23 protein-coding genes and 1 tRNA gene are annotated in these 23,203 nt (G+C 38.5%); 8 read left to right on the forward strand and 16 right to left on the reverse strand.

Annotated elements, in window-relative coordinates:
* Genes TRESU_RS09200 through recA form a run of 5 tightly spaced genes read right to left on the reverse strand, consistent with a single transcriptional unit; the run spans window position 1 to window position 3,927 of the window.
* Window positions 1–771 (reverse strand): pseudouridine synthase, encoded by a 771-nt coding sequence (locus TRESU_RS09200; protein WP_052299569.1) that lies wholly within the window; start codon window positions 769–771, stop codon window positions 1–3.
* A complete protein-coding gene (scpB, locus tag TRESU_RS09205) occupies window positions 734–1,393 on the reverse strand; it encodes an SMC-Scp complex subunit ScpB (protein WP_013701980.1) in 660 nt (219 codons plus the stop codon). Before scpB ends, TRESU_RS09200 begins: the two co-directional genes overlap by 38 nt.
* Window positions 1,369–2,124 (reverse strand): segregation and condensation protein A, encoded by a 756-nt coding sequence (locus TRESU_RS09210; RefSeq protein WP_013701981.1) that lies wholly within the window; start codon window positions 2,122–2,124, stop codon window positions 1,369–1,371. Before TRESU_RS09210 ends, scpB begins: the two co-directional genes overlap by 25 nt.
* Window positions 2,125–2,146: 22 nt before the next feature.
* On the reverse strand, window positions 2,147–2,653 hold the full coding sequence (folK, locus tag TRESU_RS09215; protein ID WP_013701982.1) for a 2-amino-4-hydroxy-6-hydroxymethyldihydropteridine diphosphokinase: 507 nt from the start codon (window positions 2,651–2,653) through the stop codon (window positions 2,147–2,149).
* A 5-nt stretch (window positions 2,654–2,658) separates the two neighbouring features.
* Window positions 2,659–3,927: a recombinase RecA gene (gene recA / locus TRESU_RS09220; protein WP_013701983.1), complete on the reverse strand. Its 1,269-nt coding sequence runs from the start codon at window positions 3,925–3,927 to the stop codon at window positions 2,659–2,661.
* Between the two features lie 384 nt (window positions 3,928–4,311).
* Here recA and TRESU_RS09225 point away from each other — a divergent pair, with 384 nt between their 5' ends.
* The 5 genes from TRESU_RS09225 to TRESU_RS09245 all read left to right on the forward strand — a co-directional run bounded on the left by TRESU_RS09225 (window position 4,312) and on the right by TRESU_RS09245 (window position 8,312).
* Window positions 4,312–5,256, forward strand: a complete 945-nt coding sequence (locus TRESU_RS09225; protein WP_013701984.1) for a formylglycine-generating enzyme family protein — start codon at window positions 4,312–4,314, stop codon at window positions 5,254–5,256.
* A gap of 302 nt (window positions 5,257–5,558) precedes the next feature.
* Window positions 5,559–5,729 carry a DUF362 domain-containing protein gene (locus TRESU_RS09230; RefSeq protein ID WP_013701985.1) on the forward strand — a complete coding sequence of 57 codons (171 nt, stop codon included), beginning with the start codon at window positions 5,559–5,561 and terminating at the stop codon, window positions 5,727–5,729.
* 62 nt (window positions 5,730–5,791) lie between these two features.
* A complete protein-coding gene (locus TRESU_RS09235) occupies window positions 5,792–6,667 on the forward strand; it encodes a LysM peptidoglycan-binding domain-containing M23 family metallopeptidase (RefSeq protein WP_013701986.1) in 876 nt (291 codons plus the stop codon).
* 60 nt (window positions 6,668–6,727) lie between these two features.
* Entirely contained in the window at window positions 6,728–7,732 is a 1,005-nt protein-coding gene (locus TRESU_RS09240; protein WP_013701987.1) for a hypothetical protein, read from the forward strand.
* A gap of 280 nt (window positions 7,733–8,012) precedes the next feature.
* Entirely contained in the window at window positions 8,013–8,312 is a 300-nt protein-coding gene (locus TRESU_RS09245) for a Trp family transcriptional regulator (RefSeq protein ID WP_013701988.1), read from the forward strand.
* A gap of 14 nt (window positions 8,313–8,326) precedes the next feature.
* Here TRESU_RS09245 and TRESU_RS09250 read toward each other — a convergent pair whose 3' ends face one another.
* Window positions 8,327–9,040, reverse strand: a complete 714-nt coding sequence (locus TRESU_RS09250) for an IMP cyclohydrolase (RefSeq protein ID WP_013701989.1) — start codon at window positions 9,038–9,040, stop codon at window positions 8,327–8,329.
* Between the two features lie 191 nt (window positions 9,041–9,231).
* On the opposite strand from TRESU_RS09250, the gene TRESU_RS09255 reads away from it, so the two are divergent.
* Together TRESU_RS09255 and TRESU_RS09260 are read left to right on the forward strand one after the other, a co-directional pair.
* Complete coding sequence (locus tag TRESU_RS09255; RefSeq protein WP_013701990.1) at window positions 9,232–10,749, forward strand: peptidylprolyl isomerase; 1,518 nt, start codon at window positions 9,232–9,234, stop codon at window positions 10,747–10,749.
* 1 nt (window position 10,750) lies between these two features.
* On the forward strand, window positions 10,751–12,379 hold the full coding sequence (locus TRESU_RS09260) for a 6-hydroxymethylpterin diphosphokinase MptE-like protein (protein WP_013701991.1): 1,629 nt from the start codon (window positions 10,751–10,753) through the stop codon (window positions 12,377–12,379).
* Window positions 12,380–12,382: 3 nt separating this feature from the next.
* On the opposite strand, the gene lepA is transcribed toward TRESU_RS09260, so the two are convergent.
* The 10 genes from lepA to TRESU_RS14315 form a co-directional block, all read right to left on the reverse strand.
* Window positions 12,383–14,188 (reverse strand): translation elongation factor 4, encoded by a 1,806-nt coding sequence (lepA, locus tag TRESU_RS09265; RefSeq protein ID WP_013701992.1) that lies wholly within the window; start codon window positions 14,186–14,188, stop codon window positions 12,383–12,385.
* Window positions 14,189–14,219: 31 nt separating this feature from the next.
* Window positions 14,220–15,884 (reverse strand): S1C family serine protease, encoded by a 1,665-nt coding sequence (locus tag TRESU_RS09270; RefSeq protein WP_013701993.1) that lies wholly within the window; start codon window positions 15,882–15,884, stop codon window positions 14,220–14,222.
* Window positions 15,868–17,985: a hypothetical protein gene (locus TRESU_RS09275; RefSeq protein WP_013701994.1), complete on the reverse strand. Its 2,118-nt coding sequence runs from the start codon at window positions 17,983–17,985 to the stop codon at window positions 15,868–15,870. The genes TRESU_RS09270 and TRESU_RS09275 overlap by 17 nt, the downstream gene beginning before the upstream one ends.
* The gene (gene tilS / locus TRESU_RS14305; protein WP_013701995.1) at window positions 17,982–19,346 is read right to left on the reverse strand and encodes a tRNA lysidine(34) synthetase TilS; all 1,365 of its coding nucleotides are present in this window, start codon (window positions 19,344–19,346) and stop codon (window positions 17,982–17,984) included. The genes TRESU_RS09275 and tilS overlap by 4 nt, the downstream gene beginning before the upstream one ends.
* A 102-nt stretch (window positions 19,347–19,448) precedes the next feature.
* Window positions 19,449–20,003 carry a 50S ribosomal protein L25 gene (locus TRESU_RS09285; RefSeq protein WP_013701996.1) on the reverse strand — a complete coding sequence of 185 codons (555 nt, stop codon included), beginning with the start codon at window positions 20,001–20,003 and terminating at the stop codon, window positions 19,449–19,451.
* A 38-nt stretch (window positions 20,004–20,041) separates the two neighbouring features.
* A tRNA-Gln gene (locus TRESU_RS09290) sits at window positions 20,042–20,114 on the reverse strand.
* Window positions 20,115–20,135: 21 nt separating this feature from the next.
* Window positions 20,136–20,414, reverse strand: coding sequence for a septation regulator SpoVG (gene spoVG / locus TRESU_RS09295; RefSeq protein WP_013701997.1), 279 nt, complete (start codon window positions 20,412–20,414; stop codon window positions 20,136–20,138).
* 96 nt (window positions 20,415–20,510) lie between these two features.
* The gene (ispE, locus tag TRESU_RS09300) at window positions 20,511–21,398 is read right to left on the reverse strand and encodes a 4-(cytidine 5'-diphospho)-2-C-methyl-D-erythritol kinase (RefSeq protein ID WP_013701998.1); all 888 of its coding nucleotides are present in this window, start codon (window positions 21,396–21,398) and stop codon (window positions 20,511–20,513) included.
* A 112-nt stretch (window positions 21,399–21,510) separates the two neighbouring features.
* Window positions 21,511–21,882 carry an ISAs1 family transposase gene (locus TRESU_RS15600; protein ID WP_052299565.1) on the reverse strand — a complete coding sequence of 124 codons (372 nt, stop codon included), beginning with the start codon at window positions 21,880–21,882 and terminating at the stop codon, window positions 21,511–21,513.
* Window positions 21,863–22,642, reverse strand: coding sequence for an ISAs1 family transposase (locus TRESU_RS14315; protein ID WP_052299574.1), 780 nt, complete (start codon window positions 22,640–22,642; stop codon window positions 21,863–21,865). Before TRESU_RS14315 ends, TRESU_RS15600 begins: the two co-directional genes overlap by 20 nt.
* Window positions 22,643–22,853: 211 nt before the next feature.
* Between TRESU_RS14315 and TRESU_RS09310 the strand changes: the two genes are divergently transcribed.
* Window positions 22,854–23,147, forward strand: coding sequence for a hypothetical protein (locus tag TRESU_RS09310; protein ID WP_013701999.1), 294 nt, complete (start codon window positions 22,854–22,856; stop codon window positions 23,145–23,147).
* The last annotated feature ends 56 nt before the right edge of the window (window positions 23,148–23,203 follow it).

A 23,203-nucleotide genomic window follows, 5' to 3' on the forward strand; every position in this document is an offset into this window, starting at 1 on the left:
TTAATTTTTGCAAAGTCTAAGAAGGGCTTTAACTTCGTCTTGAGTCAAATCCCTGAACTGCCCAAACTGAAGTTCTCCAACTCCAACGCAGCCAATTCTTATGCGCATAAGGCTTTTTATTCCCACTTCATACTTTTCAAATACACGGCGGATTTCACGGTTTTTTCCTTCAACAAGAACGATTCTCATTCTATGTGAATTAAGCTCGCGGGCATCTTTGCAGCGGTAGAAAACTCCGTCGATTCTGATTCCGTCCATAAAATCATCCGCAAGAAAACGCGGCATAGGAAGGCTTGTGTCCACAATGTATTCTTTTTCAAGCTCCGCGGAAGGATGTGAAAGTTTTGCGGCGAAGTCTCCGTCGTTTGTAAAAATAATAAGGCCGCTTGAAAACATATCAAGTCTGCCAACATTGTAAAGACGCTCCGAATAAGCTTCCTTGAGCAAATCCGCCGCAACAGGCCGACCTTTTTCATCGCTTGCGGAACACACGTATCCAGAAGGCTTATTTAAAAGAACATAACATTTTTTTTCTTCAAGGTGGATTTCTTTTTCATCAACACAGACTTTGTCTTGGACGTCGACTTTAGTTCCAAGCTCTGTTACAACAGTTCCGTTTACGGTAACGCGTCCAGCGCAAATAATCGCTTCGCTGGCACGGCGGCTTGCAACACCGCATTTCGCCATGTACTGCTGAAGGCGCATAACGTCTTCTTTTTTCTCTTTTGAATTATTAACGGGCAAGTTCGAACCTCTCGCTTTCTTTTTCATCAAGCTGCGGCAAATCGGCAATGCTCTGTAAATGGAAGAATTCAAGAAACTCTTTTGTTGTGCCGTACATGACAGGTTTTCCGGGAATATCTTTTTTTCCGACTTCCTTTATAAACTTTCTGTCAAGCAAAACACGCATCATGTTGTCCACATTTACATGGCGGATGCTTTCGATTTCCGCACGCGTTATAGGCTGACTGTAAGCAATTATCGACAAAGTTTCAATAGCGGCACGGCTTAACCTGCCTTCATTCTTTTTTCCATACCGCTCTTTTACAAAGTCAAAGCATTCTCTTTTTGGCGTAAGAGTCCAGCCTCCGATAATCATCGAAAGCTCAATTCCTGAATCCGCATTTGAATATTTTTCTTTTAGACGCTCTATGCATTCTTCAATTACATTAGGAGCCATCTTTGTTATCTTTGAAAGATTTTCAACAGTCTGAGGCTCGCTTTCCAAAAAAAGAACAGTTTCCAAAAGAGCAGTTTCTGTATCAAGATTTAATTCTGCCCGGCGCTTTTCAAGGTCATTTTCAGCTTCATCCAAGGTATCTTCCAAAGCCTCTATATTTTCATTTGGTTCTTTTTTTTCCTCTGAAATCATGCCGCTTTCTGCTTCCTGCATATTTTTATATCTCCAAACATTTTATTTTGATATATTTCAACTAAATTCAATTTTACTGCTTCAAGAATCGCCATAAAAGCGCAAATCACGTCAAGTTCGTTGCCTTTTCTAGTTATCAAGTCTGTAAACATGCATTCGCTTTTCTTTTCCAAAAGCTCGTTTATCAAGGCTATTTTTTCATTCGGAGCAATATCCTCGCCCATGTTCAAAAGACGCTCGTCTGGATTTACATTTGTAAGATTCCTAAAAATCTTCTGCATATCCTGAAGCAAAGCCCAAGTGTCCATCTTTTTCCACTGGGAATCATCTTCGTCAAACGGAAGCGTTCTTTCTATTTTTTTACGCTCAAAGCTCCATTCGCTCTGCTCTTCCTGCTCTTCCATTAAAACAGAAAGTTTTTTAAAACGCTGATATTCAATAAGCTGCTCAACAAGTTCTTCGCGGGGATCTTCCATGCTTTCGTCATCGTCATATCGGACTTCAACAGGCAAAAGAAGGCGGCTCTTTATGCACGCAAGTTTTGCAGCCCAAAGATAGAATTCGCTCAGATCCTGCAAGTCAAGCTCCACAGCATAGTCAAGGTAGTCCTGAAACTGCTCCGTAATTTCCGCAATCGGAATATCATAGATATTTATTTTATTTTCGCGTATAAGGCTCCATAAAAGATCAAGAGGTCCTTCAAATGTTCCTGCCATAAATTTTCTATGGCAAACTGTCCGTTCTTGTTCCATTTTGCACTCCGAAGCAATATTTTTAAAACGAACAATATTTTTCCACACGCTGATCCTTTAAAAGCTCCAGTTTTTTTCCGTAGAATTCTATGTCCGCTTTATTAACATCGGCATTTTTTTGCAAAACTTCAAGAAAAGGCGCAAGAACAAACGCTCTTTCTAAAAGACGCTCGTGCGGAATCACAAGATTTTCTTTTTTTACAGTCTGATTTCCAAAAAGCTCTATGTCAATGTCCAAGGAGCGCGGACCGTTTCTAACTTCAAGACTTCTGTCGCGTCCGAATTTCTGTTCAATTGAGTGGATTTTTTCAAGAAGAGAATCAGGAGTTCCGCTGAACTTTCCAACGGCAACCATATTATAAAAATCATCTTGCTCGCAGACATACATGGCCGCAGTTTTATATATGGAAGAAACTTCAAGCCCATGTATAAAATCCGCAAGGCAAGAGCAGGCTCTTTTTAAAAGCTCAAGTGAAGAAAACGCCCCGAAACTTTTATTAGAGCCAAGCCCCAAAACAACATGTTCCATAAATTTTAGAAAAGCTCATCTGGCACAGGCTTATCTTCTGAAGCGGCCTTTGCAAGGCTTGCTGCCTTTGACTTTGCAGCTTTTGCAGTTTTTTCTTCTGCGTCAGGAGCTTTTTCAGCAGGCTTTTCTTCTTTTGAAGGTGAGTCAACGATAGAGCCAGTTCCAACACCTTTTGCCCGCATTTCCTTTTCATACTGAAGAATCTGCTCTTTTGTTACAACTTCGCCCTCTTTTGTACGCAAAACCTGTCCAGGAAAAATCTTTTCACGCAAAGTATTTTCAAGCTCCATTTTAAATGCCGGATTATTTTCTATATAGGCAACCGCATTTTCCTTTCCCTGACCGACTTTTTCTTCTCCTCTTGTGTACCAGGCGCCGCGTTTGTCTATAAGCCCATGTTTTACAGAAGAGTCCAAAATAGATGCGGCAGAAGAAATTCCTTTTCCAAAGTAAATATCAAGTTCAACCTTGCGGAATGGAGGAGCAACTTTGTTCTTTACAATTTTTACACGCACGCGGTTTCCTACAGCATCCTCTTCGCCCTTGCCGTCAATTGATTCAATTCTGCGGATTTCAAGACGAATGGAAGAATAGAATTTAAGCGCATTTCCGCCTGTTGTAGTTTCAGGGTTTCCAAACATAACGCCAATTTTCATGCGGATCTGGTTTATAAAGACTACAATGCACTTGCTCTTTCCGACAATGGCAGTAAGTTTTCTAAGTGCCTGGCTCATAAGACGAGCCTGAAGTCCCATAACGGAATCTCCCATCTCGCCTTCAATTTCTTTTTGAGGAGTAAGGGCGGCAACTGAATCCACAACAATTATGTCAACAGCACCAGAGCGAACAAGGTTTTCGCAAATTTCAAGAGCCTGCTCACCTGTATCCGGCTGACTCACCCAAAGTTCATCAATGTTAACACCAAGATTTTTGGCATAAACAGGGTCTAAAGCGTGCTCAGCATCAATAAAAGCCGCAATTCCGCCAAGTTTTTGAGCTTCCGCTACAGCATGAAGCGCAAGAGTAGTTTTTCCAGAGCTTTCAGGACCGTACATTTCAATTACACGTCCGCGCGGATAGCCTCCAATTCCAAGAGCCTCGTCAAGCAATATTGAGCCTGAAGGAACAACGTCAATAGAAGCGGTGTCTGTTTTTGTTCCAAGCTTCATCAAAGAGCCTGTGCCGAACTGCTTTTCAATCTGAAGCCTTGCAGCCTCCAAGGCCTTTAACTTTTCCGACATTTCAACCGGAAATTTTTCTTCTGTCTTAGCCATTTTTTTCTCCAATATAACAGCAGGAATAAAATCTTAAACAAAAAGCAGCGGAAACTAAAACTCCAAAGTTCTTAATTTAAGATTTTATAACTTTATATACATTTTTTTTTAATTTTATGCACTGAATTCAAAAAAGTCTTTGGAAATATACCATAAAAAAAAATAGTTTTAAAGTAGAAAAAGAAAAGATACACAGAAATCATCTTTGTCATAAAACGATTCAAATTGAATTTAATAATGCGTTCAAAAAACAGCGGCGGAAAGAGAGGCGGCAGTCAAAAAATCAGCAAAAAACTTACTAACCCACTTGACAAATCCCGGGGGGGGTACAATAGACTTGCTGAATTTTTTCAGCGGAATCTATTGTTTTTAAGGAGCGGGCTTATGAAAAAGTTTGCTAAAATTTCAGCTGTGCTGGCTGCCATGGCGATTGCATTTTCTTTTGCAGGCTGCTCTGACGGAAGCTCCGGCGGCGGCTCTGACAGTTCAGAAATAACCGGCGGAGAAACTTCAGGCGGAGGAACTTCAGGCGGAAGTGGAGAAATTTCAAAAGACTTTGTAAAAATTCCGGCTGTTTCAATCACAGGAAGCGAAAGTTGGACACCGGAATCAGAAGTATTTGTAAGTAAACGTAGACTTGAGATAAAATCATTTTGGATGAGCGACCACGAAGTAACGCAGGCGGAATGGAAAGATGTAATGGGTAGTACTCCTTCTTACATGGCGAATGTAGACGGAAATCCGGACAACAACCCTGTAAATGAAGTAAGCTGGTATGATGCACTTGTCTACTGCAATAAACGTTCTATAAAGGAAGGCTTGACATCGTGCTACAAAATAAAAGATTCTACCGACCCGGACAAGTGGGGAAAAGTACCGACAAAAAGCGATGATACATGGAACGCCGTAACTTGCGACTGGAAAGCAAACGGCTACCGTCTGCCTACAGATGCCGAATGGGAATGGGCAGCACGAGGCGGAGAAAACTATAAATACGCCGGAAGCGACGATATAGATGATGTTGCGTGGTATGCAAAATATGAGTATGAGTATGACAAAGGAACAAGGGAAGTAAAAAGAAAGAAACCGCACGGCTACGTACTTTATGACATGAGCGGAAACGTATGGGAATGGTGCTGGGACTGGTGGAGAGAGAACATACCAAGCGATACGCCTGCTGAAGGTGTGCCGTCCGGTTCTCTCCGCTCTCTACGTGGTGGTTCTTGGTGCAACTACGACAACATCTGCTCTGTTGACAGCCGGGGCATTAAAGCTCCGAGCGAAGGGGGCAATATTACCGGCTTCCGCGTTGTGCGTTCATGCGAATAGCGTTTTTGCCCCGCGCCGGGCAATGTGTATAACTGGACCGCGTCTTTTTGGGCGCGGCAACTATAGCACGGATTGGTGTTTAAATGTAGTGCGCATCGCTGTTTTAATGCAGACGCATCAGTGCCGTCATCTAGGCTTATAGACGGAAAAATTCAGCCTTAGCTGAACCTTTCTGTATGACAAGCCATTTGCTTCACTTAAAACAGAAAACAAAACTTGCCTTTTTAGCAAATTTCAAGTATTATTTTTTTAGAAGATTTCTATAAATAGAAGTTTTCCACACACACAAACCGAGGTATTTTATGGCTTACAAAATTTCATCGGACTGCATCAACTGCGGAGCATGCGAAGGCGAATGCCCTTCAGAAGCAATCAGCGAAGTAAACGACAAGCGTCAGATTAATGCTGACAACTGCGTAAGCTGCGGATCTTGCGCTTCTGTATGTCCAGTTGGAGCAATCTCAGAAGAATAACAGCCACAAGCTGTTAAAGAACAAGGCTGTTCAGGAATATTTTCTTGAGCAGCCCTTTTTTTATGAAGCAAAAACTTTTTTTAATCGTAGGAACATTTTTTTCACTTTTTTGTGTATGGTCGCAAAGTTTTCCGCAAATTCCGTCTTTGGAATCGCGCGACTTTCTTTTTTCCCAGTACCAACAGGAAGTCCAGCAGTGCCAAAAAGATTTTTTTAAGTCAAATACAAGCGTTCAGGCTTTCTATTCATACAAAGCAAAAAAAGGCGACACAATTTTCACCATGGCGGCAAGATGCAGCATTTGGCAGGAAACTTTGTCAACCGCAAATTCCATAGAAAACAGCAGCGAGCTTCTTGAAGGCAAAACAATAATTCTTCCTTCCGCAAACGGAATTTTTATCCCGGAGTTTCCTGCTACTTCCATTGAATTTCTGCTTGCAAACGAGCATAAAGAAAAAATAATGCAAGGAAAATTTGAGCAGTACAAAATAAACGGAAGAATTTTCTATTTTATTCCCGGCGAAAGATTCAGTCCGGCTGAACGGGCGTATTTTTTAAATCCCGGAATGTCCATGCCGCTAGAAAAAAGCATTCTTACTTCCGACTACGGAAAACGGCAAAGCCCCATAACCGGCAGATGGCAGTTTCATAAAGGAATCGACCTTGCAGCTCCAACGGGAACTTCTGTATTTGCCTGCAAAACTGGAATTGTAAAATCCGTGGAAAGAGGAAACAAAATCTACGGAAACCACATCGTAATTTCCCACGCAGGCGGAATGGAAAGCTCCTACGCCCATCTTTCTGAAATCCTAGTCGAAGAAGGAGAAGCGGTTGCAACAGGACAGAAAATCGGAAAAGTCGGAACAACAGGACTTTCAACAGGGCCGCATCTTCACTTTGAAATAAAGCAGAACGGCTCTTCATTATATCCACGGTAAATACTTAAAATAAAAGAAATTACACTAGAAATATAGAAGATTTAAGATTATAATATCAACATGAAATCTTGCATTTCTAGGAAAAACAAAAAAGTTTTCTCTTTGATGCTTTTGGCTTTCTGCGGAATCTTTCTGTTAAAAGCCGAGCCTTTCCGTGTGCGCAAGACAAATTTAATTGCAATCGATTCACTTTTTGAAAAAAAATCAGTTGAAGCAGGCGTAAACGATGCAGTTGTAATAAAACTTCCGGAAGACAAGACTTTTATAGAAGGAATTGAAATTTCAATAAAAGTTCCAAAAATAGTCGCAGAATGGAGGGATTCCGTAGCATGGTCTTTGTATTCAGGAATTTCACCAGTTCCAGATGCAAAACTGATTGACTACAGCGGAACAAGAGCGGAAGTCGGAACGTTCGGTGAAAGTTTAAGTTTTAATATAAAAGTTCCAACAAAGAAAAACAATTCAATAAAAAGCGATGCATATTCATATATGGCGCAGATGATTCCTGCAAATGCCGACGGCTTTTTGTTCTTCAGGCTTCAGCTCGCAATGAAAGGCTCAAGCGATTCCATTTCAAAGTCAAAATTCAGCGTGTGCGCATATCCGATTCTTTCAAATGAAGGGAAAATTTCTCTTGCCATAAATTCTCCAGAAAACGAAGATGAAAAAGAATTCACTGTTTTTGTTGACGGAAAACAGTCGGAGCTTGGCAAAAAAGACATTCTTGTTCCAGCAGGAAGCCATAACGTAAACATCGTAAGCGGCTCTTATCGTAATGAAGTGCGCACTGTAAGCGTTGAGCAGGCAAAGACTTCAAGCATTGAAATTTCACTTAGGGAAATAAAGCCAATAATCAGGCTCATTGCGCCAGAAGGTACAAAAATAGCATTCGACAATGACGAATACACGGCTCCAGTAGAACAGTTCTATACAACAAGCGGCGACCACACCGTAAAATTCATTGTTGGCGACTACGAAATAACAAAGACAGTTTCAGCATTGGATGGGCGAAGCTACAATATTTCTGTAAACATTGACGCAACTATTGAAGAAACGGACGAATAAAGCCGCAAATTCAACAAATATTTAACCAACCATTTAAGTGTCAAGCACGGCAATGACATTAAACTATAAAACTTGAATTTCAAGCTAAACAATAAAAAAAACAATTCAAGAAAAACGGAATGCGCTCCGATATATAAATTACCAGGTGTTCAATTTATCCCCTCCCACCCATTGGAGCCTGGATGCCAAAAGGCATGGCCGGTGTAAAAGCCGGTCTTTTTATTTTAAAGACAGTTTGCTTTTTTAATGCAATTGGATTATCATTCTTTTAGAGGTAAAAATGCCAGAAACAAAAAACAGCCAGAACGATCAGATTAAAGAAATATGCATGCTTCTTTCAAAAATTCAGGACGAAAATCTTATATTTGATTTTTTCGGCTGTCTTTTTACAAAGTCTGAATTAAAGGATTTTTCCAAGAGATGGAGTCTTGTAAAGGAACTTGACGAAGGAACAACCCAGCGCGAAATTGCAAAAAAATACAATTTGTCTTTATGCAATATAACGAGAGGGTCCAGAGAAATGAAAAAGGAAAATTCAGCGTTCCAAAAAGTTCTTACCCTCTTGAAATCGCTGAAATAATAATAAAAACATCTCTAGTTCTTGTTTATAATTTTTGTCTGGGCTTTTCCTGTTGCAATTTCAATAAAGCGCACAAAAAGCGAGACCTTGTTGTCTTCATTTAAGTTTTCCCAGATTGAATTTGCAGTTTCTTCTATAGAAGTTCCGTCCAGTTCCAAAAGCTCAGGCTCACCTTCAAAGCTAGGAAGAGGATTTCCGTTCTGCATATAAGTGTGAATGTAGCGGCCGATTCCTGCGCGCGGATTTTCAAAGTCAAAAGTGTATCTGTTTACAGAAGATTCGTTTCCGCAGTCGCTCTTTAAAATCGACATTGAAAAATTAAAATTTCCATTCTCAACTTCAAGCAAGGCTGAAATGCGCGGTGTAAAATTCGGAGAGTCCGGCTCAAACATTCTTGACTGCAAGGATTTTTCAAAGCTAAGTCCATTTTTAAGTCCGTCATAAACTGTGTCAGTCTGATCGCCGTTTGTTACAATTGTCTTGGAACCAAGAACTTTTACAGGCGCGTAAATTATAAGGCTTGGATCTGTAAGTTTTGAAGGATCAAATGCCTGAGTGCGGATTCCGTCTCCATCTTCCACAAAAATTCTATTGCGGCTGTTTTCGCTTCTTCCCATAATCCAATAGGCAGAAACCGCGTATTTTCCGTCTGCGGATTTTCCAACAATAATTCCGCGTCCTGGATATTCATTTTTAGAAAGAGCCTCTTTCAATGTTTTTTGAATCATAATTCCTCCGAATAGATTTAGTATAGCATGAAATCGAAAGTTTGTGTATTGAAAGACAAAATGTGCAGGAAAGTTTTTATGAAGCCACTAAAAGCTTCAGTTTTTAGAGATGCACTTTACATTGACACTTGCATTTTACAATGATAAAATAGTTTCACTTCTATTTATATATAAAAAGGATGAATCTTCTTATGGATCAAGAAAACAAAATCACTGAACAGAAAACAAAAAAAGACAGTTCAAAAATCGGAGCTGTAATCATACTTGTAATTTCGGCGCTGGTATTTCTTCCCTTTGGAGCGAGCGCAGTTTTTCAGTCAATCTTTAACAAGCAGAAGGCAAGCACTTTCGGCTCTTACAACGGAAAAAACATAACTTATGAGCCAGGCACAAAGTTCTTTATTACGGTTTCAAATCTTGCGCAGTCATATCAGGCTGGCGGATACAAAGTTGACGAAAATTCATACTACCGCATTATGAGAGAAGCCTTTTATCAGACTGTAATCAACATGGCGTTCACTGACTCAGTAAAAAAATCAGGCTACATAGTTCCAAAAGAAGCTGTAAACAGATTTGTAATTGAAAGCTTCACAGATCCTTCAACAGGAAAATTCTCACAGAAAGCTTACAATCAGACAAGCGCAGTTGATCTTGAAAAACTAAGAAAAGACATTGAAAGCAACCTTGTTTACAAACGCTATTTTTATGATTTGTTCGGGGCTGGCAATGAAGTTTCTTTCAACGGAACTCCATTGTACGGACTTAAAAGAAGCGGCGCGGAAAAGAAATTTCTTGCTTCAATGGGAGCAGAAAAACATTCATTTGACGCAGTTGCATTCAGCACGGCGAACTTCCCAAAAGAAGAAGCTGTAAAATTCGGAAAAGAAAATGCTGAAAAGTTCATCAAATACGACCTTTCTGTAATCACAGTTGACGATGAGCAGGAAGCAAAGGCGCTTTTAAAGCAGATAAATGGAAACGAAATTACATTTGCTGATGCAGCAAGTGAAAAATCCCAGAAATATTATTCTGACGCAGAAGGAAAAAATGCAGGAGCTTACCGCTACCAGATTGAAAATATGCTTGACAATGTGGATTCACTTGCAGAGCTTGAAAAACTTCAGAAAGATGAAATCAGCGCAATTATAAAAACAAAACGCGGATATTCAATATTCAAGTGCGACGATTCTGTAGTTGCGGCGGATTTTGAAGACAGCACAGTTCAGGACGCAGTTCTTGGCTACATAAACTCAAACGAAAAAAGCTACATTGAAAACTACTTCCTTGAGATTGCGGAAAACTTTGTTTCAGAAGCCGCTATTTCAAGTTTTGACAGCGCATGCAAAAAGTTCAATGTGGAAAAATCAGAAGTTCAGCCTTTCCCTGTAAACTACGGAAGTTCAAGCATTTATTCTTCTGTTTCTGAAACTGGACCGCTCGCAAGAATCGCTTCAAATGAAGACGCATACAAGACAGCATTTTCTTTAAAGCAAGACGAAATCAGCTCGCCATTTATTCTTGGCTCAAATGTCGTTGTTCTTAAGTGCACAGGAATTCAAACTGACGAAGTGGAAGATGCAAGCGAAACTGAAATCCGCAACGCAGACTTGAACACAGCAAATTCCGCTCTTTTTGCAAATCCAAAAGTTGTAGACAATTTCTTTGCAACTTACATTACTCTTATGAGCGAAAACAAAAACAGGAAATAAATTGAACGAATCAGTTCAGGAGAAGCCCCGTCTGGTAAGTGCCGGTCAGGGCTTTTCTGTTTTAAAGACAGTAGAATACAAAGGTCGCTTTTTATATTCAAAGTACAATCCTGCAAAAGCAATTGAAACTTACATAGACAAAATGCAGGTTTTGAGCGGAACTCTCATAATAGCCTGCTCTCCTCTTCTTTGGTACGGAATTGAAAAACTAAAATCGCTTCTACCGGAAAATTGTGAAATCATCGCGCTGGAAAATGACGAGAACCTTTTTGAGCTTGCAATGCAAAACGACAGCGCAGGCATTCCGTTATTCAAGTTAAATGAAGGCGAAAAAATAGATTCATATGTAAGAAGCATTTGCAAGGGCGGAAGCATAAAGCGCGCATTGAAAATTGACTTTAGTGCGGGAGTAAATTTTTCAAAAGAAAAGTTTGATTTTACAGTCAACGCAATAAGTGAAATAATCGCCACATTCTGGAAAAATAGAATCACACTTGTAAAATTCGGGCGTCTTTTTTCCAAAAACTTTTTAAGGAACATTGCGCATCTTGAATATACAAAAACATTGGAAGATGTTGCAAAAACAGTTTCAAAACCGTTGCTAGTTTTGGGTGCAGGAGAAGGACTGGACACTTTGTCGTATTCAAGTTTTTCCCCAAACGACTTTTTTATAATCACAGTCGATGCCGCTCTGTCTCCATTACTAGCAAGAAACATAACGCCGGACGCAGTTGTTACAATGGAAAGCCAAATTGCAATCGAAAAAACGTTTCTAGGTGCAAAAAACAAAAACATTCTTTTGTTTGCGGATTTATGCGCAAGACCTGAAGCCACAAAAATTCTTGGCGGAAATATAATCTGGTTTGCGACAAAATATGCGGATGGAATTTTCTTTGACAATCTAAAAAAAGAAAGCGTCATTAGGAATTTTATTGAGCCAATGGGTTCTGTTGGGCTTGCGGCAACATACATTGCGCTAAAAATAAGAAGCAGTTCTTCTATTCCAGTTTTTATTGCAGGACTAGATTTTAGCTATTCCATAGGAACAACGCATGCAAAAGACACAATGGCTTTAAAACAACGTTTTATAAATTCCAACAGACTTACTCCAATAGAAAACTACGATGCGGCTTTTTCCATGTCGACGCAAACTGTCATGTCAAAAAACGGAAAAAAAATATGTAGCACAAAAATTCTTTTGCAATACGCCCAGCAATTCAAGCTGATGTTCCAAAATGAAAAGAATCTTTTTGACTGCTCAAGCACAGGAATAAAACTTGGAATACCCCAAAGAAACCTTTTTGCGACAAAAGGAAATTTGCAAAAAGAAAAATGCGAATCGCATAAAAATATTTCTAGCTTCTGTGAAAAGGAAAAAAGAAAACTTGAAGAACTTAGAAGCCTGCTTTCAGATGGAGAAAAGTCGCCTTTTAGAAATAACTTGCCTGAAAAACTTTCTCTTAGCAAGCAGATAAAAAAAATTGCAGAAGAACGGGAGTATCTTTTTCTGCATTTTCCTGATGGCTACAGATTCAAAATGGAGCAGTCGTTTCTAAAAAGAATCAGGGCAGAAACAGATTTTTTCATAAAGCAGCTTGAAATCGCCATGAAGGAAAACAAGCCGCTTTAATTTTTAAGAATCTTCTTTTTCCTTTAAGACAGCAAGGAATGCGCTCTGCGGAAGCTCCACATTTCCAGCCATAAGCATTCTCTTTTTTCCAGCTTTTTGCTTTTCAAGAAGCTTGCGTTTTCTAGTTACGTCTCCGCCGTAGCATTTTGCAAGAACGTCTTTTCTAACAGGATTTACAGTTTCCCTTGCAATTATCTGGCTTCCGATCGCACCTTGAATTGCAACCTTAAACTGCTGGCGGGCAATTTCTCCTTTTAAGCGTTCACAGACAACTTTTGCGCGCTCAACAGCACTCGGTCTGTAGCAAAGCTGAGCCAATGCGTCAACGGGTTTTGAATTTATGAGAATATCTATTTTTATTAAGTCAGTCGGACGGTAGTCAATAACTTCATAGTCAAAACTTGCATATCCGCGGCTGTAAGATTTCAGTTTGTCATAAAAATCAAAAAGGACTTCGGAAAGCGGCATTTCATAAGTAAGTTCAACACGCTTTTCGTCAAGGTACTGCATATTTTTTTGTGTTCCACGCTTTAGGCAGCAAAGTTCCATAATAGAACCAAGATACTCGGCAGGAGTTATTATTGAAGCTTTTATATACGGCTCTTGCGACGACTCTATTTTTCCTTCAGGATAGTCAGCAGGATTGTCTACAAAAATTTCTTCGTGGCCGGGAATCTTTACCTTGTACTTTACGCTTGGAGCTGTAAAAATTACAATCTGGTCAAAATCCCGCTCAAGGCGTTCCTGAATTATTTCCAAGTGAAGCAATCCCAAAAAGCCGCACCTAAAGCCGTTTCCAAGCGCAAGGGAATTATCTTTTTCATAAATAAGAGACGCATCGTTAAGCTTAAGTTTTTCCATTGCCGCTTTGAGTTCTTCGTAGTCATTTGAATCAATCGGGTAAATTGAAGAGAACACAACCGGCTTTACTTCCTTGAATCCTGGCAAAGGAGAAGCGGCAGGCTTTGAAGCAAGAGTTATAGTGTCGCCAACGCTTACATCGCTTACAGTTTTTATTCCGGCAATAATGTAGCCAACGTCTCCAGCTTCAAGGACTCCAGTTTCTTCATATTTAATTTTGAAAACACCAACTTGCTCTACTTTGTAGTCGGTGTTGTTGCTCATAAAGCGGATTATATCGCCAGTTTTTACGCGTCCTTCCATTACTCTCAAATGGACGACAACACCGCGGTACTCATCATAATGGCAGTCGAAAATCAAAGCCTGAAGCGGAGCATTCACATCACCTTTAGGCGGCGGAAACTTTGTAACAATGGCTTCAAGCAAATCGTCAATTCCTTCTCCGGTTTTTGCGCTGACAAGCTGAGCTTCAGAAGATTCAAGTCCCAAATCATGGTCGATTTGCTTTTTTACAGATTCAACATCCGCGCTTGCAAGGTCGATTTTATTTATGACAGGAACAATTGTCAGGTCATGTTCCATCGCCATGTAAAGGTTGCTAACCGTCTGGCTTTCAACACCTTGGGTTGCATCAATAAGAAGCAATGCTCCCTCACAAGAGGCAATCGCACGGCTTACTTCATAGCTAAAGTCAACATGTCCCGGCGTGTCAACAAAATTCAGTTCATAGTCATGTCCGTCTTTTGCCTTGTATGGAATTGTAACGGCCTGGCTTTTTATTGTGATTCCGCGCTCGCGTTCAATATCCATGTTGTCAAGAATTTGATTTTTCATCTGGCGGTCGTCAACAATTTTTGCTTTTTGAATAAGCCTGTCCGCCAAAGTCGATTTTCCATGATCAATGTGAGCTGTAATACAAAAGTTCCGTTTATACTTTAATTCTGTCATCTTTATTCCTTTTTATTTTTTCAGTTTAGTTTTAAAAATAATATGGGCTGTCCAACCCTGCTGAAAATCCAAGGCTCACATCAAGATAGCCATTCTTTCTTTTTTTTGCGTAAAGCTTTATGTATGCGGCTTCTTTTTCAGGACTGAAATCAATTCCAAGCAGTTCAATAGGATCATTTTCACTGAATCCAGTTTCATCTGCGACAGAGCCTTTTATAATTCTTACTATAGAATACTTTTTTTTGTTTGAAGGTGAAACTCTTACCATCTTCATTCCAAACATAGGATAAAAAGAATTTTCAAGCGAATCACGTTTAAAAAATTCATATCCTGGAGATGACGGACGTTTTTCAAGGTAAACAATTTTCTCAGATTCAGTTCCATCTGAAGATAAAATTCCAAGTTTTGTTATAATTCCAGAAGGCTGTTTCATAAACGCAATCTGCAGATCCGAAAGCGAATTAATTTTCTCGCCATTAACAGAAATCACAACATCATCTTCTTTAATTCCTGCACGGTCTGCGCTTCCGCCCGGCAAAACATAAAAAACGGCAACACCTTCATTCTTTGCGCCTGAACCAGGAAGCCGTTTTGTCTTTCCGTAAGAAGCAATCCAAGGATGCTCGCGTTCTCCTCCATTAAATAAAAATGGAAGCTCATTTTTTAAATATTCAACTGGAATTGCAAAGTTAAGTCCCTGAAAATTCTGAACTCCAGCAAAAACAACGGCCTGAACTCTGCCCTTTTCATCAATCAAAGGTCCGCCGGAATTTCCGCTGTTAATAGCTGCGTCCACTTGAAAAACAGTTCCAGCCGTAAAAAGCTGTCTGTCCGTGGAAGAAATAATTCCGCTTGTCAAAGTTTTTTCAAGTCCCAACGGAGAACCAATCGCATAAACTTTATCACCCACTGAAAGGTCGCTACTAGAGCCAAGAGCAAAAACATAAGGAGCATCTATTTCTGTTTTTAAAAGAGCCAAATCCAAAGTCTTGTCATATCCAACAACTTTGGCAGGAACTCTTGTGTCGGGGTCTTCTGCAAGTTTTATATAGAGCCTTGAAAATCCCTCATATTTTTTGTCAACCATGTCTGCAATAACATGATGATTTGTTACAATGTATCCATCTTTTGAAATAAAAAATCCGCTTCCCAAAACAGCATCCGCATAGCCTATTCCTCGCTGAATTTTTATTCCCTTGTCAACAAAAACAGTTACCGTGCCCTTTATCATGTCGGAAACACTTGCATTTGAAACGGAAGGAACCGAACCGCCCGGAACATTTTTGTAAGCCAAAGTTTCAAGCTCAGCTTTTGATTTTGGAATTGAATTAAGCTCAGAATATCCTGCCGCTTCCAAAGACAAATAATATCCAAGCGCATCAAAATATTTTTCTTCATCTATAGCACGAATGCAAGATTCCACGCAAATTTTAGTTGTCTGCTCAAAAATTTGCTTGCATTTTTTATTTGAAGAAATTTTATCATACAAAATTTTTGCGCGCCACAAAGATTTTATTTTATTTTCTGTTGAAAGTTTTTCAACAAGATCGATTTCAATGTCAACTGCGCGTTCTTCACTGTAATCAACAGGAACAAAAATTTCACTGCCGCCTTTTATTGTTCCACAGGAAAAAACAAACAACACACAACCAATAGCAAAAAATAAACTGAAAAGTTTTTTAATTTTTATTTTCATTTTCTATTAAAATTCCAAAGTCAAATTTTTCAATGCGGATACAAATCACTGACTGAGTTTCGTTTTCAACAGTAATCATCGAAAAGCCTTGAACATTTTTTTTGTCAAGCTCTAATTTTGCATTTTTTGCCAGCGCAGAATATATTTCAGGATTGAAAGAATTATTTTTCAAAAGCCAGTAAAAATTTGAATCAGCGTCTTTATAAACAAAAAATTCTTCTTTTCCGTTCGTTACTTTCTGAGGAATATTATTTTCAAATTTCACAACAACAAGATTTTTTTCTGGAACTGTATAGAACATTGATTCTTCAGAAATTCCGTCTGGATAAACAACATGGCGGACATTCCATTTTCCATCTCCGTCTGTATCCCAAGAAGAAATTTTTCCGTTGTTCTCCAAATATTCTTCAGTAAAATCAGGAATCGTATCTTTATTTCTGTCAATCTGAATCATTCTAAGATAAAATTCTGCGTTTTCAGATGGAAGCCCAAAAAGATTTTTTACAACCTGCCTCTCATCTTCAAGCGAATGAAAATTCACTTTTTTCTCTGAATCAACTGAATAAAATTCTGTGGCTTCAAAAATTCCGTCTTTATCAAAATCAACAGTTCTGAAAACCGGAATATTATTTTCAAAATGAGCCTGAGCATAAAGCGTTCCGTCAAATGAATAATACAATGCCTGCTGAATATTTCCATTTAAAAGAACAAAACGAATTTTTTCATTTGAAGAAGTTGTAATTTCAAAATCAGAAGCACAATCAAGAAGTTCTGCAACATTTAACTTTTGCCCATCATTTTTTACAGCTGGAATAAAAAAGTCAAAGCCAAATTTTTCTGAAATTTCAGAATCACGTTCAATCAAAACAGGAGACCACCTCAATGTTTCTGGAACAAAATTAAATTTTTCAACAGGAATTTTTTCTTGCACAAACTCTGCATAATTAAAATACGGAAAATTTGCCCAAGAAAAATTCATTTTCATTTCTCTGCAGTATCCAGAAACCGGAGTTCCAAAATCGCACTGAACAGTCCATTCAAGTTCTCCATCCTGGTTTTCATCAAATAAAATTTCTTGAGGACGTCCGCGTGAAAATTTTACAATTAAATTTTCAATTCCGTCATTGTCAATGTCAAAAGAAAATGAACCAGAAAAAGCTTCAAGGTGTTTCTTTACATTATCACAAGAATCATTTTCAGAAAGCCGCAAAATAAAATTCTTAAAAAGCTCATAGTCAATTTTTTCATCTGCAAAGTCAAAAATGTAATCAACTGCTTCCTGCTCGCCGATAAGATTTTCACTCAAAGCTTCCTGGGCATAAAGCGGATGTTTAAATCCTTTTGCAGTGAAAGATTTTAAAATTCTGTTTTTATTTTCACCAGAAGAAAACAAGGCGGAATAAATTTCAAGTTCTGAATTTTCAGGCTCACGCTGCAAATAAAAATCCAGCTGGGAAACAAAAAATGAAGCAAGCCTTTTTACAGTTGAATCTGAATCGTTCGGATTTTCATTTTTAAAAAATACAAGCGGAAACCTTGTGTCAGAAGGATAAATTCTTCTTGCGCCGTCAATTTTATTTCGAGCCTTAGAAACAGAAGAAGAATCTTTCAATCTGTAAAGGCATTTTATCCTAATAAATTCAGAATCAGAAGAATACAAAAACGGCTGACTGTCCAAAACATCCAATGACTCGGACATTTTGCCAGTATCGCAAAGAATATCCGCATACAAAAGGCGCGCGTTGTCGCGGTTGTAATTTGACCAACTGTCATTTTTTATCGCCTTTTCAATCAACGGAAGAACCGCAGCTTTTGTTTTTTCCAGGGCATTCTCAGAAACAGCATACAAATACCATAAGTCCGAAATTGAATCATCGTATGCAATTCCAAAGCAAGCCTGGCTTTTTGCAGCTTCCCAGTTTTTTTCAAAAATATAATTTGAAGCAGTTTCCAGACAACGCAACGCAGTCTTTTTATTTGCAAGCTTTGAATTTTCATTTTCAGCAAAAGAAAAATCCAAAAAATTCAAAAAGGCAAAAACAAATAAAATTCTTTTTAAAAGATGCAGCGATTTCAATTTTTTATTCTGTTGCATTTTCATTTTACAATCCAGTTTTTAAAGCCAAAAAGACTTCCCCACACACAGCAAATTTCCTGAGAGGAATTATTTTTTTCTGGGCAGATATTTTGAATCAGTGGAATTGAATCTCTCAACTTTCCAGTTTTCCAATCATCCAAAATTTTTGAAACCTGCCTAAAAGAACCGTCTGCATTTTTCACAAAATCGTCCGGCTGCCTGCTTCTGAATACAAACGGGAACTTCAAATTTTTCAAGCAAATCTCAGACGAATCAGTTCTTAAAAAAATTTCATCATCATGCGAAAAAACTTCAAAAGAAATTTCTCCAGCCTGATAAATTCCATTTTTTTCTATTATAACAAAAAAAACGCTTTCTGTCGCTACTTTTCGTTTCTTTTGAATTAAAAACCTTCCGTTGCAAAATGAAAATTCAAGTCCGCCGCATTCTGAACAGCCGGCATTTTCAAAACATCCAGAAGCCAAACAGGATACAAAAGCGTAAGGAATTCTTTCGGAAGCTTTTACAAAATCTATTCCTTTAAAAATTATTCTGACTTTTATTGCAAGCGGAAGTGAAGAAAATTTTTCAGCATCAAATGAAAACTTCTCATTTTCAAATTTGCAGTCAATCTTTAAAAGTTCATTTTCAGTAAAAAAAGAAAGAGCTTCATTTTCCGCACGGCTTTTTTCAGCCAAAGAAAAAACTGCATTTTGCCAGCCAGAAAATTCATTGTCTAAAAAAGGAACAAGCTTATTTCGGATTCGATTTCTAAAAATTTGATTGTCAAAATTTGTGCGGTCAGTTCTAAAATTTATTTTTTGAAGTTGAAGATATTTTTCAATTTCACTTCTGGAAATATTTAAAAGCGGACGGACAAATTTTTCACGCGTCATTGGAATTCCGCAAAGATTAGCCGAACCTTGCAAAAAACGCATGGCAAGAGTTTCTATCTGATCGTTTTTATTGTGGGCAAGACACACAAAAGAAATTCCTTCAGTTTTTATAAAATCTGAAAATTTTTCATACCGAATTTTTCTAGCGGCATCTTCAACTGAAGTCTTAAGTTTTTTTGCAAGAGAAAAAATTTCACCTGGAGCCACATCATAGCGAACGCATTTTACACCAAGGGAACGGCAAACGGATTCAACATAATCGGCATCATCAGAGCTTTCCTTGCTACTTCTTATATTATGGTTCACGGTAACGGCTTTCAGCTGAATATTTAAGTTTTTTTTCAAAGCGACAAGAAGCGAGACTGAATCGGCACCGCCAGAAACCGCAACTCCGGCGCAAGTGCAAGAATCAAGATTTGTGTTTAGCTCGGAAAGACACAAATTTAAATTTTCTAAAACTCTAGCTTGAAAATCCAAAATAAATTCCATACTCGTAAGACTAAAAAAAACACAACAAAAAATCCCCCTGCAAAACACAGAGGGATTTTATTCAGAAATTAAAAATCTCATAATATGATTTTTAAAAACTGATTATTTTTTTGGAGGTGCAATAGAAACAACGAGAGCCGCAGGATCAGAAAGAACTTCGATTTTATCACCAAGATTAAAATCAGCAATTGTAAATTTCTGTCCAATCTCAAGTTTAGAAACATCTGCTGAAATAAATTCAGGCAAATCCTGTGGAAGAGCCTTTACTTTAATTTCAGGAACGTGCTTAACCATAAATCCGCCTTTAAGAACTCCAGCAGCAGTTCCAGAATAACGAATCTTATAAACAAAAGTAAATTTCTTCTGACCACTTACAATATGAAAATCAGCATGAAGAGATTTGTCAGTTTTAATATCATATTCTGTATCTTTTATAAATGCTTTGTTTTCAACACCATCAATTTTCAAAACGATAAGTGTAGTTTTTGTAATTGATCTCCATGCTTTTGAAAATTCATTGGCATCAATTTCAAGCATAAATGATTCACCTTTTTCATTGTATGCAACTGCCGGAATTTTTCCCTGTGCACGAATTTTTTTTGCATATTTTTTTCCTGATTCCGTGCGTGTAGTTGCATTAATAACAAACTGTTCCATTTTTAGAACTCCTTACAAATTTTAAAATATGTATAAAACTGGGACGGCTGGACTCGAACCAGCGGAATGATGGCACCAAAAGCCATTGTCTTACCACTTGACGACGTCCCAAAATATATGTGGACTAAAAACTTATTCTTCAGAAGAACCAGTTTCTATATGTCCCGCATTATATTCTTCAAGAATTTTGGACTGAATCGCATTGCGAAAGTCCGGGCTGATTGGATGAGCAACATCCTTGTACTCACCATTTGCAGTCTTACGGCTTGGCATTGCAATAAAAAGACCAGAAGATCCTTCGATAATCTTTACATTGTGAACAACAAAGCAGTCGTCAAATGTAACAGTAACATAAGCCTTTAGCTTTCCTTCGCCTTCAACTTTGCGGATCCGAACATCTGTAATCTGCATAACAATCTTCCCTCTTTATAATAAAAATCTATAAAACCGCAGACAAAATGCCTATGATTTTCTTTCATCAAGCTGCAAAACTTGCATTTTATTATATCAGCCGCCTAAACAAAGCGCAAGATTGAATTCTTTTTCAAGAAGAACTTTCGCTTTTAAAGCCGTTTCTTTTTTTTCAAAAATGCCGAACACAGTCGAACCAGAACCGCTCATGTCAGCAAAATCCGCACCACAAGACTTGAGCTTAATTAAAGCCTCAGCAATTCCTGCATATTTTTCTGAAACAGGAACTGTAAAGTCATTTTTAAAGCTCCAGTTTTTTACTGGCAGATTATAAATTTCTTCAAGTGAAATTTTATTCCGCCTGCGTTCCAAATCAAGAGTTTCATCCACAAGAGCATAAGCATCTTTTGTAGAAACACCGACATTTGGAAAAACCAAAAGCACAGAAAAATCACTTCTATGCTGTATTTGCCTGACTTTCTCTCCACGACCTTCAACAACAGCTGCAAAAGGTTCAAACTTGCTGAACCGTTTTCCGTCCTGCGCAGAAAGTGCATAAGTAAAGAAAAAAACATCGCTTCCGACTTTTCCTGCAATTGCAGAAAGAGAATCAATGCCTAGACCAGCTTTAAATAGATTGTTCACGGATTGAATAAAAGAAGAAGCATCACTTGAGCCGCCCCCCAATCCACCGCCGGAAGGAATTCTTTTCTTAATTGAAACATGAACTCCCAAATCTATGCCAGTCAGCACGCAGAAAGCTTTGTACGCCGCAGTTATTGTATTTTGATTTGGAAGATCCATTCCAAAAGAATCAACTATGCAAGTATTTTTTTCATCGATTTTAGAAACACAAATTTCATCAAACAAACCGACTGTCGTAAAAATGCTATGCAACCCATGATAACCATCAGCACGCCTTGGAAAAATTTCAAGTCCAAGATTTATTTTCGCAGGTGCTAAAACAGTTATACTGTCAGACATACGCAAATATTATAGTGTTTTACTTTATTTTTTGTCAATAAGACGAATCGAATTATGCAGGGCAAACGCATGTAAAAACACTTTCTGATAAAATTACAGAAAGTGTGAAATTTTAAAGGAGCCTTAAAACCGTTTGGCGGAACTGGCGGTTTTCCCGAAACCAGATCGTGCGCTTGCTTAAACTGTCCTGTTTTTTATTCTCCGGTTTTTCTGCTTGGCGTAAGATATTTAATGCAAGCCGGCGCATAACTGTCATGTTTTCCGGACTATGATCCTTTCGGTGCCTTTTGTAGTCCTCATTGAAAGTCATATCAAGACACCAGTGAAGGCGGTTTTCAATTCCCCAGTGTAGTCGAATTGATTTTTTCACAAGTTCAATGTTATCAAGTGAAGTTAGAAAAAACCTGATGTCTGTGGAAGTTTTTCCATTTACAGTCCGTTCTTCCCGTGCCATGGCAACAGCCTTAAGTCCCCGGCCACTCATCTTTATTCTCCAGCCACGACAGGTTCGTGCACAGGTAATACTGCCTGTTTTCAATTCGTCCATGGTCAGGATTACATTCCTTTTCGCTTTTTATAACTCCGTATTTTGCAAGCTCCTTTTCATCCATAGAGAAAAAGTCTTTTACGGCTTCGTGTGTCGTGCTTTGATTTCCTTTCAAAGAAAGAACATAGTCTGCTTTTTTTTCCTTAATTTTCTCGCAGATTTTTTTCTGGCAGCCCATTGCATCGATTGTGATTATCATTCCCCTTATATCAATCAGTTCCAGAAGCTCAGGAATTGCAGTGATTTCATTTGACTTTTCATCTGTCTTTACCTGCCCAAGAATGAGGGACAGTTCATCTGCCCATGCACTTACAATGTGAATTCCCTTTGCTCCCGTGACCTTGTTTGAGCCGCACATCGTCTTTCCGTCGATGGCAACAATTGTTCTGTCCGGTTCAATTTTTACTTTCTCGTAAATTCCATGAGCCCACTTTATAAAAACTTTCTCGATTTTATCTGCGTTCACATTTCTGAAAACCCGGAGAATTGTGTCGGCACTTGGCGGACCGAACTCAAACTTCACCAGCCCCTTGATGGACTCTTCCGCTTCCTCCGCCCATTCAGCTATGTGCTCAATGTCCTTGATGCCGCTTAGCAGCCCGAACAAAACCAGCAGGAAAATATCAGCCAGTTCAAACTTCCTGCACCTTTTTACTCTAAAATCGTCTATTTCTTCCAGACTTTCTCTTAAAAGCATAATTCCACCCAAGGGGATTTTACCATTTTGTGCATTTTTAAATAGTACTTTAGAGATTTAAAACAAAAAATTTTTACATGCGTTTGCCCTGTCGAATTATGTATGTTTCTTTGCAAAAAAATAAAATTCAATTGACAAAAACATAACAGTATTTTACTCTTTACATGAGGCTTTGTCAGCGGCAAACTAAATTACAAAAAGGAATATAGCAATGCTCAATGACGACGATGTTGAATTTTCATCAATGACTGGATTTTCTTATGAAGATGATGATTTTTCAGAAGAAATGTCTGATGACAATTTTGACGATGATTTTGAAGATGACGAATATGAAGATGATTTCGAGGATGATTTCCTAGAAGAATCTGACAATTACGACGAGCCTTATGACGATCAAGAGCCGGAAGACGGATACGACAACAGAATCCACGGATTTGATGATGGATTTTACAATGACGAAGAAGAAATAGAAGAGGACTCAGATCCCGCTGACATGAAAGGTTAAATTTATAAAAGCATTGGCTGGATTTTAATCACCTTACCAATGCTTTTTTTTACACA

This window comes from Treponema succinifaciens DSM 2489, from assembly GCF_000195275.1.
Classification (GTDB): Bacteria; Spirochaetota; Spirochaetia; order Treponematales; family Treponemataceae; genus Treponema_D; species Treponema_D succinifaciens.